Source organism: Collimonas sp., assembly GCF_035566375.1.
Classification (GTDB): Bacteria; Pseudomonadota; Gammaproteobacteria; order Burkholderiales; family Burkholderiaceae_D; genus Collimonas.
Genome location: NZ_DATMRK010000047.1, coordinates 265,982 through 280,695 on the forward strand (window position 1 = coordinate 265,982; position 14,714 = coordinate 280,695).

Here is a 14,714-nt window from a genome sequence, read left to right on the forward strand (position 1 = left end):
GCATATCCTATTTTTCCTTTGGCGGGCTGTCAGCCGATGCAGCCAGCATCAGCAGCGCGCCGATAATTGAAATATTTTTCAAGAAGTGATTAAGTTGATTCTGCATGCCGGCAGGTTCTGCTTGCCAGAACCGATGAGCAGTCAAAGTTGCCATCACCGTGAACAAGGCCACGATCACGGCGACAGGACGGATCTGCCAACCGCTTAGAATCGCCAGACCGCCTCCAGCCTCAACCAGAATCGCGACCAGCACGGCGATAGTAGCGAACGGCACACCGATACGGTCCATATATCCAACCACGCTAGAAAAGGCGGTGATCTTGAGCACGCCCGAAATGACGAACAGTGAGGCAAGCAGGGTACGGCCAATGCGATGCAGTACAGATGAAGTTTGCATAGTTTTTCAATATTTAATGGATTGTGATGTGAGTTGAGATTTACTTTGAAGCCACTACAGCATCAACTGACTTAGCGGAAGATCTGATGCTGAAGCAGATAGCTGAGGAAAACATAGCTCAATACCGTGGTGACACGCGTAGCGCATCACCACATTCCTCTATTCGCGTGGCTTGCCTATCAATTATCTGTTTAATGGCCAACGTTTATGCGGAGCACATCCAGCTCTCGATTCGCAATAGTTGCATCGGCGTTCAACGTGGCCTTTACTGCGGCGCGAGTTTTAGTCGATGCGGCAGGTTGTAGAACAGGAGGGGCAGAGGCAGCATAGTTCAGACCGTCCTCATCACTTTCCTGCTTCAATTCAGCGATAACCCCTGCACGAGTCTTGCTCGAGACAAACGAAACTTCTGGCGGATAACTTGCTTCAGCAAAAGCGGCGCCCGTGGCCGCGACAAGAGTTGCAGTAATAACTATTTTTGAAATGTTCATTTGCGCTTTCAGTAGAAATATGAGCCGGGATGGCGACGGTGTCGGCAATCTGTGAAACTTGCTTTCCAGCATGTCTTACCGTGTGATCGATACTATGCGCAAAGAAAATTAAGATAAATTAGCTAAAATGCGATCTTCTGTTCCGCATATGGAACGATAAGACAGGATTTTGATGAACAAATTAACCATCGACCTCAATGACCTGTATTTCTTTGTACAGGTTGTTGACAGCAACGGCTTCACAGCGGCGGCAGACGCTCTGGGCATACCGAAATCCAGATTGAGCCGGCGTACAGCAGAGCTGGAGAAATTGCTTGGCGTCCGATTGCTGCACCGGACCTCCCGCCGGATCGCGCTCACCGACGTCGGCGCCGAGTTCTACCGGCATTGTGTGGCGATGATCGTCGAGGCCCATGCTGCCGAAGATGTCGTGCAACGCACCTTGGTCGAACCGGTGGGGGTTATACGTTTTAGCGCTCCGGAAGGCATGGTCGATTTGATTCTGAGCGATCTTTTGCCTCGCTTCATGGCCATGTATCCAAAAGTCCAGGTTATGACGCAGATTACCAATCGCAATGTAGACCTGATCGAAGAGAGGATAGATGTAGCCTTGCGGATTAATGCGCTGGCACTGGAGAATTCAAGTTTAGTTCAAACCAATTTGTGCTCAACCCCGTGGGGGCTATATGCGAGCCCTTCCTTTATAGAACGTGCCGGGCAGTTGCAATGCCCGGCCGATCTGGCCCCGCTGGACGCGCTTGTATTTGGCATGGAGGAAGAATCGCCGGCTTGGCGAATGCTGAACCAGGCCGGCGAACAACAAGCGGTTACCTTAAAGCCACGCATGAGAAGCGACAACATCCGGCTTCTTAAAAAGGCAGCACTTGCGCATATGGGAGTGATAGCTTTGCCGCGCCACATATGCTCTGAGGACCTGGCACAAGGGTCTTTGCAGCGTGTGCTACCCGATTGGCACCCTCCGGCGGGACAGGTGCGCCTGGTATTCCCGACCCGCCGCGGCCTCGTCCCAGCTGTACGGGCATATATAGAATTTCTGAAAGCGGAGTTGCCGGCCAGAGTTGCACTGCTATCCGGGAACAATTGACTATCTACGCGCAATGCGATGCACGGACACGCTAGCCATTCGAACTGTTTCGCGGTATGCCAGACATCGCCTCAATGGCCATTAGATGACTGATGTTGCAACCAGGAAATGGCCGTGCTGAAGTGCATAGCGCCATACCTCCTCCTCCGAACAACCGGACACAACGCCTCCGGCGCATGGTCAGCACGCCAGCTCTACTACGTCTGCGATGAAAACCGACCGCGGATCTACGACCAAGGCCTCGCCGGTTTCGTCATGGGCACTGACGATCCGTCGCTTGGCTACGTCTCGATCGTGCGGCTGCCGGCCGATGCTGCCCAAGCCCTGCTATCCCACATCCCCCCCTCCGGCAACTATCAATACTGCCAGTAGAAAACGCATCGACAAAGGTGTATCCCTATTTCACCGTTAAACATTGTTGGACGCTAATAACCGTTATCGGGCCAGAACCCTCAAAGAGTTCCGGAGAATGATTGGCAGATGCATCGCCCGGAAATCTTTCCATCTGCTTGCGACATTTTTCCAATGTTTTCAAACTCGGAGGCTTTCATGGCAATTGATTTTGAGGTTATCGATACCAAGGTGCAGGATCCGGATCCTGGATACAAGAAACTCGAGGATTGCAAGAAACTGATTATCTCGTCGCAATGCATCGGCATAAACTCAGCTGACGCCAGTAGCTACTATCACATGAGCTACGCAGTCTCATTCCTGTTGGTGGCTGTTGATAACAACAATAATGTTCTTGTCGACTGCTCGACCTTGCTTCCAACGCAAACCTTTACCTGCACCAGCTATCCCACATGCAAAGTCAAGGATTTCGCGATTCACGTAACACGGGGTCCTTTACCACCAGGTTGGGATCACACAAATTTTCCGTGTGCAGTTCTGCCGTCGGGGTGTGATTCCTTTTCCGTAGTCATCATCGCAACGCCAGCCGACAACTTTGTGCGGAATTGCTGTGGACAATGGAATAATGTCAAGGCTAGTAACTGTATCCGCAGGTGTTGCCCAAGACCTTGTGTTTTGCCGCCCTCTGTCAGGCCCCCTGTGCAGCCGATTCCCTCCGTCCCTTCGACTGGCGGACAACCTGGCGGCGTATCGGGTTTGAAAATCTGCCACTGCTACAATTTTGAATGCAACGGAATCAGCGTAAGGAAACCGGAGCCTAGCTCTGACTATGCGAAACTGGCCTCATGCCAGGTATTTACAATCAAAGGGCAATGTACGCTGCCCAGCGAAGCGGCAGCGAAGGGTGGCGCTGTATTCTCTGTCACATATCATCTGTGCAACGCAAAAGACACTTCCGAAGTCGTCGCTGATATACAAAAGCTTATTCAACCAAAAGTAGTTACCTGCGGTACATTTCCTGTGACGCTGATCCCAGACGTCGTGGTCGGCATCACGACACAGCCAATCCCAGCCGGCTGGAATCACGAGAGGTACCCCCTGTGTTACATACGCCCTGAAGCCGCATCTACCCTCTTGTGCGTCCGTGCCGTAGCAGGCACGACCTCGAATGTTCCCAACTCCCCCGCCACGACTAGTGCGCCGTTCGACCCTCCACAACTAAGATAGGTAAAGACCTTAGCCCGGTATGGCATACCGGGCCAGGCGATCGCACCTCAGGGAAATCGGCCGTCACAATCCCCATCCCTGAGACACGCTCGCTTAGCGATGCCAATGCCAGATTGTGAACACGCAATTTTGCAATTAATATGCCTCGCATGAACCAATTTTTGTTAGTTTCCGTGGCGGGTTTAATAGCTGGCGCAATGAATGCCCTGGCTGGCGGAGGTTCGTTCATCAGCCTGCCTGCATTAATCGCCGTAGGCCTGCCATCGGTTCAGGCAAATGCTTCGAGTACGGTGGCCTTGTTTCCTGGCGGCGTTGCCAGCGCGTGGGCCTATCGCGACGGGCTCGGGCCGCTGGGCTCGATATCGCTGCGGCCTCTGCTATTGACCACGCTCGTTGGCGGTTTGACCGGGGCGGTTTTGCTCTTGTGCACATCTCCAAAAACCTTCAATTTCGTGCTCCCCTGGCTACTTCTGTTAGCCAGTCTGGCGCTGGCTTTCGGACGCCAGATCGGCGAATTGCTGCGCCGTCATTGGCGGATAAGGCCATCGGTGGTTTTGGCGATCCAGTTCGGACTAGGCGTCTACGGCGGTTATTTCGGCGGCGCTGTGGGAATCATGATGATGGCCGTCTGGGGCCTGTTGGACAAGCGTGATCTGAAGAGCTTGAACGCCCCTCGTACGCTACTCGTCAGCGCCGCCAACGCGGTAGCGGTTGTTACTTTCATCCTGGCTAATGCTGTTCGCTGGCCGGAAACGATTGCCATGCTTGTTGCAGCAATAGTCGGTGGCTACGGAGGGGCGCAAATCGGTCGCCGCGCCCCTGCGAAAGTGATTCGCGCAGCAACATTGTTGCTGACGACTTGCATCACCCTGGTGTTTTTCATCCGAGCATACCTGCCGCAACTGCCGTGACGATAGATTGAACACCCAAGCCATGAACCTCGTGCACCGCGTGAACCGCTTACGGCGCATACGGCGATATGACTCGCCTCATACAGATACCGAGATATCGGCCCCAAAAATAGATCGCTTTGCCGCATCAAGGACACCGATCGGCATGCTTCAATAAATAGTATGCGTGCGCGCGTTGTCGCGCGGCGGCAACGAGTCCAGGAATCCAATGTCACGCAAGGTGTGATCGCTCAGATCGTGTGTGCGCACCAGATATCTGAGTGTCGGTTCTGGTGGAGTCCGCCGTTGCTCCCACCACGCTATGACCCTATGCAGCAGCCGGGCCAATAGGTACCGCCGACGCGGCACTGCAACCGGGTAGCTTGGCAATTCCGGGGTGATTCGAAGGGGCGGTGATCCGCTGTGCATGAGATATTCCAAAAACAGGTCTTAGGAGAGCGCCACGAACAGAGCAACGAGCAGCATGCAGGCGGCGAACACAAAACCTTGCAGCCTGATTGATCGCGCACTCTTGATTCGACTGAAAAGGATTTGTCCGGCGTAGATCCAGGGAAAATGGCAGGCGACGCAAACGGCAAGAAATACGGCAGCGATCTGAATAACCTGGTTCAGCAGCGGCAGTGCCGGGTTCAGGAATTGCGAAAACATCACCAGGATCATCGAATGAATTTTCACGTTGAATGAAACCGATACAAATCCATCGATCACACCGAGCGGCTTCATTTCCTTCTGATTTGCAGGCAAGGACGACTGCAGAAAGCCGTAGGCCAGATACAGGATATAGAGCGTACCGGCCCATTTGAAGGTCTCGTGCAGGAACGGATGCTGCCTGAATACTTCACTCAGACCCAGGCCGTAAACCAGGCACCAGAACAGATTTGCCGTCTCGAATCCAAGCCAGAACGGGATGGTTCCCCTGATTCCGAATTTCCCGCCGGCTGCGGCCAGGATAGTATTGCCAGGGCCGGGACTGATGACCATCGGGACTGAAAATCCTAGTATGAGTATCCATGTCTCGATTGTGATCATTTCACTTTCCTTTATTGGTCATTGGTCATTGGCGACAGAAATCTGGGAATACACCTCGTTTGCAGAGGCAAATTAAAACGCAGTAACCTGCTTTTACAAAACGAAGTATTCTCATGCCTTCGATAAGAAAAATTGATTGAGCAATGCGCCGACTGCCCCCACTCACATCCCTGAAAGCCTTTGAAGCAGCCGCCCGGCATCGAAATTTCACGCGCGCTGCGGCAGAGCTCTACGTTACGCAGGCGGCCATCAGCCACCAGGTGAAGCAATTGGAAGATTGGTTGGGATTTAAGCTGTTTGAGCGGCGCGGCCACACGCTGGCGCTGACGCCCGACGGAAAATCGTATCTGCCGGGCGTGGCCGATGGCCTGGATCGCCTGGCCGCGGCAACCGAACGCTTGACGAATCAGTCGGCAACCGGTTCGCTGCGCATCACGGTGCTGCCGTCCTTTGCAGCAAAATGGTTGATGCCCCGCTTGAGCCGATTCCATGCCGCGCATCCGGATATCGAGCTGGATTTGCTCAGTACGGAGGAAAGTTGGGATTTTTCAGACAAGCAAATCGATCTCGGCATCAGATTGGGCAATGGCCGCTGGCCCGGCTTGCAGGCCGATCTCATCGCCCAGGAGTGGCTCACACCGATGTGCAGCCCGGCGCTGGTCGCGCACAAGCCGTTGCAGAGTCCATCCGATTTACGCCACTACGCACTACTGCATGATGCGCCGCGGGACGGCTGGCCGAGATGGCTGGAACTGGTCGATGCGTCGGCCGTAGACGCCCGCAAAGGCGCGGGTTTTACCGATAGCGGGCTAGCGCTGCAAGCCGCGATCGATGGCCATGGCGTATTGCTGGGCCGTTTGTTTTTAGCGGCCGACGATCTTGCCGCCGGCCGGCTGGTGACGCCGTATAAGCAGCGCCTGAAAAACGACTATGCCTATTGGTTGGTGTGCCCAAAAGCTTCCGCGCAAAATCCCAGGATCATGGCGTTTCGTTCATGGCTGCTGACTGAGGCCGCAGGTTTACAAAACGCTTGATTCGATAGCGCGAAGGCAAAACAACGCACCTCGCCGAGACGCTTTCCACGCATGCGCGATCAGGCTGACGGGATTTCAATCGTTCCCTCCAGGTATTGAACCGCCGCCCCAGAAACATAAACGCGATCATTTTCAACACGGCATTTCAGTAATCCGGTACGACGTGATACTTGCAGTGCCACCAGATTATTTTTCCCTAGCCTAGCAGCCCAAAACGGCGCAAGACCGGCGTGTATTGAGCCTGTCACCGGGTCTTCTTCGCCGCCATTGGCAGGCCAAAAATAACGTGAGACAAAATCATGATATTTCCCTGGCGCTGTCACCACCACATCCAATGGGCCAAGTTCAATGAGCTTTTGCAGATCCGGCACAACAGCCTTTACTTCCTGTTCATTTTCATAAATCGCGAAGTAAGCCTGCTGATTTTTCAGCACCTCTTTTGGTCTGATGGAGAGTCCTTCGAGCAGACTTGAAGGTATCGTTTCCAATTGCTCCGGGCTGCGCTTCGGAAAACTCATTTCTATCGACCCATCCTGCAATTTGACGGCAGACAGGGTTCCAACTGCCTTTGTCAGAAATTTAATGACAGGCATATTTTTGTTTTTTTGAAATATCAGATACGCACTCGCGAGCGTCGCATGCCCGCAAAAATCAATTTCCTTGAGTGGCGAAAACCATCGTATTTCGAAAGCATCTTCAGCACTGCGAACAAAAAATACGGTTTCAGAGAGATTATTTTCAAGCGCTATTGATTGCATCACGGCGTCCGGCAGCCAACTCTCGAGAGGTACTACCGCGGCAGAATTACCTTTGAATACCTGATCCGTAAAAGCGTCAATTTGATAGATTGGAAGTTTAATCATGAAGTTTTACCTCTATGTAAATTTTGATGACTACTTGCGGTATGCGGCTTGCACCAGTTCTAACGCCATCCAGCGCTTGAGAAGGTCTTCACCAGTCGAATCGGTGCGATCATCTGCGGCAATCAATTTACCATTGCCGCCAAAAATCAAAATAAAAGGCGCCTTGTAGATTCTCGTTTGGTAGTCCCTGATCGCCTCCGAGTATGCGTTAGTCCCTTTGCTGATAGGTATCTTGCGCACGGCGACATCCGGACGAACGCGCAGAAAATCAGCTAGATTCCGATCCAGTTGCATGCATGCTTCGCAGGTATCGTCATGGAAATACACGACCGTGGTCAACCCGGGCTCTGCCAGATCTTTTGGGGTAATCGGCAATTTGGCAGGGTCGACTGCAACGAATCGATTGCCAGCCTGTGACTCCACATGGGTCTTTACCGGTAGCATCAATTTTTCCAAGTCTGTCTTCCAGGCGAAAGCGAAATAAATCGCACAGGCAAGGATGATAAATACGCCAATATGCTTTTTCCCGATATGCTTTTTCTTTCTGCTTCGAAGCCAGAATAGGACCGCCGCGTAGCCGGCGCCAAGCAAGACCAGCGCCCCGATCAAGAGATACTTCGGTTGGTTGGGAGCGACCTGGGCAGCCTGATACTCATAGGATGCAGTTTTGGTGTCCTCCCCCTGCGCGGCTAGAATCATGGCGTCGATAGCACCCTCAATGCCCTCGGAAAATTCTTCCTTTTTCCAACGCGGCTCTATGAGTTCTCTGACGATTTGTGCGAGCTTTGCGTCGGGGAGCGCGCCAGCAATGCCGGGCCCCGTCAAGATAACGGGACCGTAGCCCTGGGCTGCCAAAAACAATACCCCGTTGCCTTGCCCATTGTTCCCAATGTCCCATTTTTCAGCCACTTTCACCGCATAGGGGTAAGGACCATCCGCGCCGACAGACGGTACCGACAAGAACACAATTTGGGTGCCGTTACGCTTCTCCAATGCCTGGAGCTTTTTGCTTATCTCCAGTCTCTTCGACATGTCGAGGACATCAAGATAGTCGTTGACCAGCTGGTAACGATCTGGAATAGGAAAGGCTTCCTCAGTTTGCTGATCATTTTCAGCTGCGTGCGCATAAGCAGCAGCACAACATATCAGCGCTACAAAGATCCAGAATTTACGCAGCATCATTCCAGCTCTACTTTCGGTACAGGAGGCAGCGCCGAAGTGTTTCCCGCGCTGAGATTTGCTCTAACCTTATAGCCGGCCCACTTCCCGATCAAATTACTTGGAAAGCGGCGCAATATGAGATTGTATTCAGCGACGGCTGCGATGTAGCGTTGACGCGCATAGGAAATACGATTTTCCGTCCCCTCCAGCTGCACCATCAAGTCTCTAAACAGTTCACTAGCCTTCAAGTCCGGATAACTTTCTGCAAGTATTAATAGTCGAGATAGCGGTGCAGACAATCGATCTTGTGCTTGCTGGAATTGCGCAACGGCGCGCGGGTCTCGGCTGTCTTCTGGAGAGGTCGGAAGAGCGGCAAGCCGGCCGCGCGCAGCCGCGATCTCAGCGAACAGTGTCGACTCATGAGTGGCATAAGATTTGGCCACTGAAACCAGATTCGGAATCAGATCGGTACGGCGAGCGTATTGATTCAACATGTGGCTCCATTCGGCATCAACCAATTCATCGTTGCGTTGCATACCGTTGTATTGATCAACCGAATACCACACCGTTGTGGTGAGCAATATGAAGAGGACTACCAACATGGCGGCAAGCCATCTGCGAGCATGGGATTTCGGCAGAGTGCCGAGGTTTGCGGCATTACTCACGCTGTTTTGCGTGGAAGATACATCGTCCATTTAAGCTCATTCATTTCAATTGATTTAGCTGTATAGCTACAGGCCGGAAAATGGCGAAACCGAAAATGGATTGCCACATGGAAAAAGAAGGCATATTACATTATCAATTGGAAAATTCACAACAAAATGAATATGCTGCAAATCGAGATGCAAAACGAGATGCAAAACGAGATGCGACACGAGTAACTCAACACGTGTGCGCGTGTGCTTCAGATCGAAAGAATTATCGCAACTGTGATCATCAGGAATAACAGCCCCCCTAGATCGCACAGCAAAAATTGTGATGGCAAAAGCCATCACTACCAGCTAGACATCTGACAACAAAGATCTGCAATCGGATTTGTGCGTCGCACAATACATCATTTAAATCCATTGCCCTTTACAAGCTGCGGCTAGTCTTTCGCCACCTTTCGTTATGCCACCAATGTTGCGTGTTTTTTGCAACAGCGGCTCCTGAGACTGCCTTATAAGGGCGCCATAACGCGATTTCCCTGACAATAATGCCGCATTGCAACCATATTTATTGTTGCTATACTGAAATTTAATTATTTACCATCTGTACCGCATATTGAAATCGCTTTCAGTGAGTTTTTTAGTCAGATCAAGCAGTTTCCAATGATTTTCCGATTAGCTCTGTTGGAGGGGACACCTGGAATTGTCCTCGACAAACTCGGGCGCCGTTATCGTGCTACACGAAGTTATTTGTATAAATTATTTCCACTTCAACGGAAAAGCTAGCAGGGTTACTCGACAAAACTGGATCGACACACCACCACGTACAAATAATTGATATTGAGTTGTAAGTTCGACTTAGGTCGGACATCCAATGAGTGCTGATCAGATCGGGGGAACTTCCGAGGAAACAAACTGTGGAGTCTCAAATGAACCACGTTTATCTGGTAACGACGTACGACCCTCGCCTTGTCACCCTGTCGCTGATCGTAGCGATGTTCTCATCTTTCATCGCTCTGGATCTGGCGCGACGCGTGCACACCGCGGACGCGGCCACAGCGCGTTATTGGCTGGTGGGCGGCTCGATCGCAATGGGTACTGGCATCTGGTCGATGCACTTCGTAGCCATGCTCGCATTCTCGTTGCCGATCCAGCTCGGTTACGAATTCTTTATTACCGCTCTGTCGTGGGTCGCGGCCGTAGCGGTATCATGGGTCGCACTTTCGATTGCTAACCGGACCGAGGTAAACTGGAAACAGGTCGCGGTGGGAGGAATGGCGATGGGTACCGGCATATCCGTGATGCACTACACGGGTATGTTCGCCATGCAGATGGAACCAGGCATCGACTGGCATCGAGGCTGGTTAGCCATCTCGGTAGCCATCGCCATGATCGCTTCATTCGCATCCTTAATGATCTTTTTCTGGATGCGCGACCGCCAGGGCGGAAGTCGCCTGGTGTGGCAAGCATGCGCGGCCGCGGTAATGGGATTTGCGATCGCCGGTATGCATTACAGCGGCATGCAGGCGGCAAATTTTCCCGTCGGTAGCATCTGCCGCGCTGCAAGCGCGCTCGACAACACCTGGTTTGCGCTGCTGATCGGCGGAGCGACCATGAGCCTGCTGATCGTTACACTGGTAACTTCGACGCTCGATGCACGACTGCAATCGCGAACAGCGACGCTGATGTCGTCACTCAAACAAGCCAATACCGAACTGCAACGGATTGCTTTTCTCGATGGGCTGACGCAATTGCCGAACCGGTTGCTGCTCGCGGACCGTCTCAAGCAGGCAGTCGCGCGCGCACGCCGCAATGGCCACGCCATCGCATTATTGTTCGTCGATCTTGACGGCTTCAAGACCATCAATGACTCGCTCGGTCATCATGCTGGCGACGAGGTGCTGAAATTGATCGCAAAGCGGCTCACTGCCACTATTCGCGAATCGGAAACGGTCGCCCGGATCGGCGGCGACGAATTTGTCGTCCTCGTCGACATGATGGAAATGGTCAAAGAGCGCAGCGTACTCGCCCTGCTGGCGCAACGCATCCAGGCAGTCGTGAGTTTGCCTATCATACTGGAGCACGAGGAGATACAGCTGTCGGCATCAATCGGCATCGCGGTGTTTCCAGACGACGCTGATGACGAACAACACCTGCTTACCTGCGCGGACACCGCAATGTACAGCGCTAAAGCAGACGGAAAAAATACCTATCGCTTTCACGACGCCGCAACCACCGCCCTTGCTGCGGGATTGATAGCTGATTTGCGCTACTTGCGTCACGCCTTAGAGCACGGCGAGTTCGAGTTGTTTTACCAGCCCAAGCTCGCACCGAACGGTAGCGACATGCTTGGGGTAGAAGCATTAATACGGTGGCATCATCCCGAACGCGGCCTGGTCGTTCCTGATGACTTCATTCCCATTGCCGAACGTTTCGGCATGATTGTTGCCATTGGAACCTGGGTGATCAACGATGCCTGCCGGCAGATGCGGGCATGGCTCGATAGCGGCTGGAAGATTCCCGTGGCGGTCAACCTCTCGGTCCTGCAATTGCGCCAGCCGGACCTGCTCGACCAGATCGGAGAATCGCTAGCGCGATATCAGATCGAAGCCAGGCAGCTTACGCTCGAGATCACGGAGTCGGCAGCAATGAATGATGCGGCACAGACACTCGAGGTACTCAAGCGTCTTGAAACTCTAGGGGTAAAAGTCGCTATCGACGATTTCGGAACTGGCTATTCAAGCCTGTCCTACTTGCGCCGTTTTTCTGTAGACGAATTGAAGATTGACAGTTCGTTCGTACAGGATATCGAGCATAGCGAGCAAGCGCGCTCCATTGTCGCGGCCGTAGTCAAGCTCGCCCATTCGCTCGGATTGCGGGTGGTCGCAGAAGGGATTGAATCGGCGCACCAAAGTGATTTCTTATCAAGAATGAAGTGCGATGAACTACAAGGTTACTTTTTTTCGCATCCCATCCCGGTGGACGAACTCGCGTACCGGCTGAAGGCAGGGAAGTTCAAGCTGGCTATTTTTACCGAACCCTATCCGTTCATCGGCGAGAAACCGGCATCCGACGAAATGGTTGAGAGCGTGCTTTCGCAACAGATTGACGACCTTGAGCTGACATTGACACGATACGGCTACCGCCTTAAAGAGCAGGAGTTTGACGCCAAACCGGCCGAGATCAAGGCGCTTTTCAGCGACACATTGGAGCTAACGCGTGCCAAGGAATTGCGCGACCAAATGTCGCGGGCCGGATTGAAGCTATGAGCGTCCTTACTTGCAATTAAAATCAAGGGCGCTCAAAAACGCCGGCCACTACTTTGAAATTGACTGTTCTCGCTGGGGTAAGGCCGGCGTCATCCCTTATTTGACTGGGAAAACTGCCGGGTTGGCCGTGATGTAGGCATTCAGGTTGTCGACGTTCAAGCTGCCGAAGCCGGTTGCCGCGCTCCATCCCGAGGCCGCAGCCTTCATCCCTGGATAAGTCGCGCTCCAGCCGTTGTATTCAACCGCATCGCCGTCCACCGTGGCGCTAGTCACAGGGAAGACCAGATTCGGGTGCGACGGGATTGCAGCGTACAGGGCCGAGCCAGGGAAACCCAGATGATTGCCGTGCGCCGACTCCAGGCGCGACCAGAAGCCGGCGAATATCGGCGCCGCCATGCTGGTGCCGCCGACCACGCCGGCTGCGGTGCCGCCGTTGTTCGCGGCAGTGACGTAGATGTAGGTGCCGCTGGCCGATGCAGCATCGAAAACAAGATCAGGCAAACCACGTGTAAGGTGGCCGATGCCGACAATGCTTAAAATCTGCCAGAGTGGCGCAATCTCATATTTACTGAAGCCGCCGCCAGTGGACCAGATACGCACGGCGCTGCCGACGCCGGTGGCAGCGCTGCCTTCATTCCACACCGCCTGGCCGTTATAGGCGCCGGTCGAAGTAGTAAACAGCGCTGTGCCGCCCACAGCAACCACATATGGCGAGCTGGCAGGTTCGCTCACGTCATAGGTCTTTTGCTTGGTAGTGGTATTTGCCACGCCGGGATTGCCTTGGGAATCGGTATCGCAGTTGTAAGGACCGGCATCGCCAGAGGCGACCGAGAAGGTGATCCCCTGCGCCACGCCTTGTTCAAACACGGCGTCATCGGCTGCTTGTGCACCGGACGCCTTGGCCGCAGCCTCGCACTCGCCCAGTGAAACATTGATCACTCTGGCGACGTTGGCGGTTACGGCAGCGTTATAGGTAGCGTACAGCGGCGCATCTTGCAGCGAGCTGGCGGTGTAGAAAATCAGTTGCTTGACGCCGCCCGCAGCGCCGTAGATCACCTGGCTGTCCAGCGCCCATTCGACTTCGCCGGATTCGTCAGAGCTCTTGGCGCCGACGTAGACCACGGCTGGCGTCAGCCTCGGCAGACTCGGATTATTGTTGAGGAAGGTCTGAAAATCATTCAGGGTATACGTCATGTCGCCTGCGGCGATCGTACCGACCACTGCGTTGGAAGCGGCTGGCGTGGTGACAGCGTTATAGATCCTTGGGTATTGCACCGGCGTGTGCGGTGTTTCGGTGCCGGCGACGGTTTGCACAATGCTCCTCTGCGCGCTGTGCACGCCGCTGTGCGTCACATGGTGGAGCGCCGCATTTTGCAGGCCCAGCACCGAGCCGATGACGGCCCCCAGTTCCGGCGGAACCTGGGCTGCCGTTTCATTGGCGAACACATCGCGGCCTTCATGCGTAAAACGTTTCAGGGAAGTGTTGAACGCTTGCTTGATGGTGGCGGCGGTGCCGTCGGCGCTCACCAGCAAGCGATTCGAGCTAACGTTGATATTCTTGAAGCCGGCTTTGCTCAAGTGCGCGGTGACGGCGTCCACTTGTGCCTGCGTAGGCGAATACTGGGCGGCGAACTGCGCTGGCGTCAGGAACTGGTGATACACCGGACTGCCTGGCGTGTAGAGTTCTTTGACGAAGTTGTCCAGTTGCGCCTTGTTGCGCAGTTGCAGGCTGACAGTGACGCTCTTCTCTTCACCTTGCACCATATCAACCGCAACCTTGTCCGCGGTGATTGCGGCGCCAGTGCTGTCGTGCGTCAGTACCTGTGGCAGGAACGCCTCGGTCTTGGTCGATACCCAGGTTGAGGTATCGGCAGCTGCCTGCGCCGCCATGCCGATGCATGCCAAGGAAAGTGCCAGTGCTGAAAAGCGCGCGAGCGCAAATCCCCTTGTTTTTGCCGCCGATGGTTTCATTTTCTTATTCCTTATATGGACGTAACGTCCCGCTGGAAAGGACGGAAGCGCTACCACATCCGAATTTACGAATATATGAGCGTGGTGTGATCCTGGCGGTCATTGGACACTTTGCGGAAGTCCGCCAGGTAGGCCCGGCCTTTTCCGGTCAGTTGTGGCTTGCCATGACGTTGAACGGCAAGTCTGAGGCCGTAAAATTTCTTCAAATATAGTTCTGGGATCGATGCTGAATTGTTCTTTTCAAGTTCAAGCAAAGCG

Annotated in this window: 12 protein-coding genes and 1 pseudogene; 5 read left to right on the forward strand and 8 right to left on the reverse strand. The window is 53.7% G+C overall.

Annotation, left to right across the window (positions count from 1 at the left end; translation table 11 throughout):
* Window positions 1-7 precede the first annotated feature (7 nt).
* Window positions 8-397 (reverse strand): DoxX family protein, encoded by a 390-nt coding sequence (locus VNZ60_RS16065; protein WP_325660825.1) that lies wholly within the window; start codon window positions 395-397, stop codon window positions 8-10.
* Window positions 398-588: 191 nt separating this feature from the next.
* The gene (locus VNZ60_RS16070) at window positions 589-888 is read right to left on the reverse strand and encodes a DUF4148 domain-containing protein (protein ID WP_325660827.1); all 300 of its coding nucleotides are present in this window, start codon (window positions 886-888) and stop codon (window positions 589-591) included.
* A 172-nt stretch (window positions 889-1,060) separates the two neighbouring features.
* On the opposite strand from VNZ60_RS16070, the gene VNZ60_RS16075 reads away from it, so the two are divergent.
* From VNZ60_RS16075 to VNZ60_RS16085, 3 genes and pseudogenes are all read left to right on the forward strand, one after another.
* On the forward strand, window positions 1,061-1,993 hold the full coding sequence (locus VNZ60_RS16075) for a LysR substrate-binding domain-containing protein (RefSeq protein WP_325660829.1): 933 nt from the start codon (window positions 1,061-1,063) through the stop codon (window positions 1,991-1,993).
* A gap of 168 nt (window positions 1,994-2,161) precedes the next feature.
* A pseudogene (locus tag VNZ60_RS16080) lies at window positions 2,162-2,365 on the forward strand (DUF2145 domain-containing protein); the annotation flags it as partial.
* A 1,355-nt stretch (window positions 2,366-3,720) separates the two neighbouring features.
* Window positions 3,721-4,482, forward strand: a complete 762-nt coding sequence (locus VNZ60_RS16085) for a sulfite exporter TauE/SafE family protein (protein WP_325660830.1) — start codon at window positions 3,721-3,723, stop codon at window positions 4,480-4,482.
* A gap of 429 nt (window positions 4,483-4,911) precedes the next feature.
* Here the strand turns inward: VNZ60_RS16085 and VNZ60_RS16090 are convergent, their stop codons facing one another.
* Window positions 4,912-5,511: a LysE family translocator gene (locus tag VNZ60_RS16090; RefSeq protein ID WP_325660831.1), complete on the reverse strand. Its 600-nt coding sequence runs from the start codon at window positions 5,509-5,511 to the stop codon at window positions 4,912-4,914.
* Window positions 5,512-5,654: 143 nt separating this feature from the next.
* Here VNZ60_RS16090 and VNZ60_RS16095 point away from each other — a divergent pair, with 143 nt between their 5' ends.
* The gene (locus VNZ60_RS16095) at window positions 5,655-6,545 is read left to right on the forward strand and encodes a transcriptional regulator GcvA (RefSeq protein ID WP_325660832.1); all 891 of its coding nucleotides are present in this window, start codon (window positions 5,655-5,657) and stop codon (window positions 6,543-6,545) included.
* A 59-nt stretch (window positions 6,546-6,604) separates the two neighbouring features.
* Here the strand turns inward: VNZ60_RS16095 and VNZ60_RS16100 are convergent, their stop codons facing one another.
* From VNZ60_RS16100 to VNZ60_RS16110, 3 genes are read right to left on the reverse strand one after another with little or no spacing between them, the layout of a single operon-like run.
* Entirely contained in the window at window positions 6,605-7,408 is an 804-nt protein-coding gene (locus VNZ60_RS16100) for a PhzF family phenazine biosynthesis protein (protein ID WP_325660834.1), read from the reverse strand.
* A gap of 30 nt (window positions 7,409-7,438) precedes the next feature.
* Window positions 7,439-8,590, reverse strand: a complete 1,152-nt coding sequence (locus VNZ60_RS16105) for a TPM domain-containing protein (protein WP_325660836.1) — start codon at window positions 8,588-8,590, stop codon at window positions 7,439-7,441.
* Window positions 8,587-9,264, reverse strand: coding sequence for a LemA family protein (locus tag VNZ60_RS16110; RefSeq protein ID WP_325660838.1), 678 nt, complete (start codon window positions 9,262-9,264; stop codon window positions 8,587-8,589). The genes VNZ60_RS16105 and VNZ60_RS16110 overlap by 4 nt, the downstream gene beginning before the upstream one ends.
* Before the next feature lie 881 nt (window positions 9,265-10,145).
* Here VNZ60_RS16110 and VNZ60_RS16115 point away from each other — a divergent pair.
* On the forward strand, window positions 10,146-12,485 hold the full coding sequence (locus tag VNZ60_RS16115) for a putative bifunctional diguanylate cyclase/phosphodiesterase (protein ID WP_325660840.1): 2,340 nt from the start codon (window positions 10,146-10,148) through the stop codon (window positions 12,483-12,485).
* 96 nt (window positions 12,486-12,581) lie between these two features.
* Here the strand turns inward: VNZ60_RS16115 and VNZ60_RS16120 are convergent, their stop codons facing one another.
* Both VNZ60_RS16120 and VNZ60_RS16125 read right to left on the reverse strand, forming a co-directional pair.
* Window positions 12,582-14,456 (reverse strand): S53 family peptidase, encoded by a 1,875-nt coding sequence (locus VNZ60_RS16120; RefSeq protein WP_325660842.1) that lies wholly within the window; start codon window positions 14,454-14,456, stop codon window positions 12,582-12,584.
* A 65-nt stretch (window positions 14,457-14,521) separates the two neighbouring features.
* On the reverse strand, window positions 14,522-14,714 hold a 193-nt coding region (locus VNZ60_RS16125; protein WP_325660844.1), incomplete at its 5' end, for a hypothetical protein.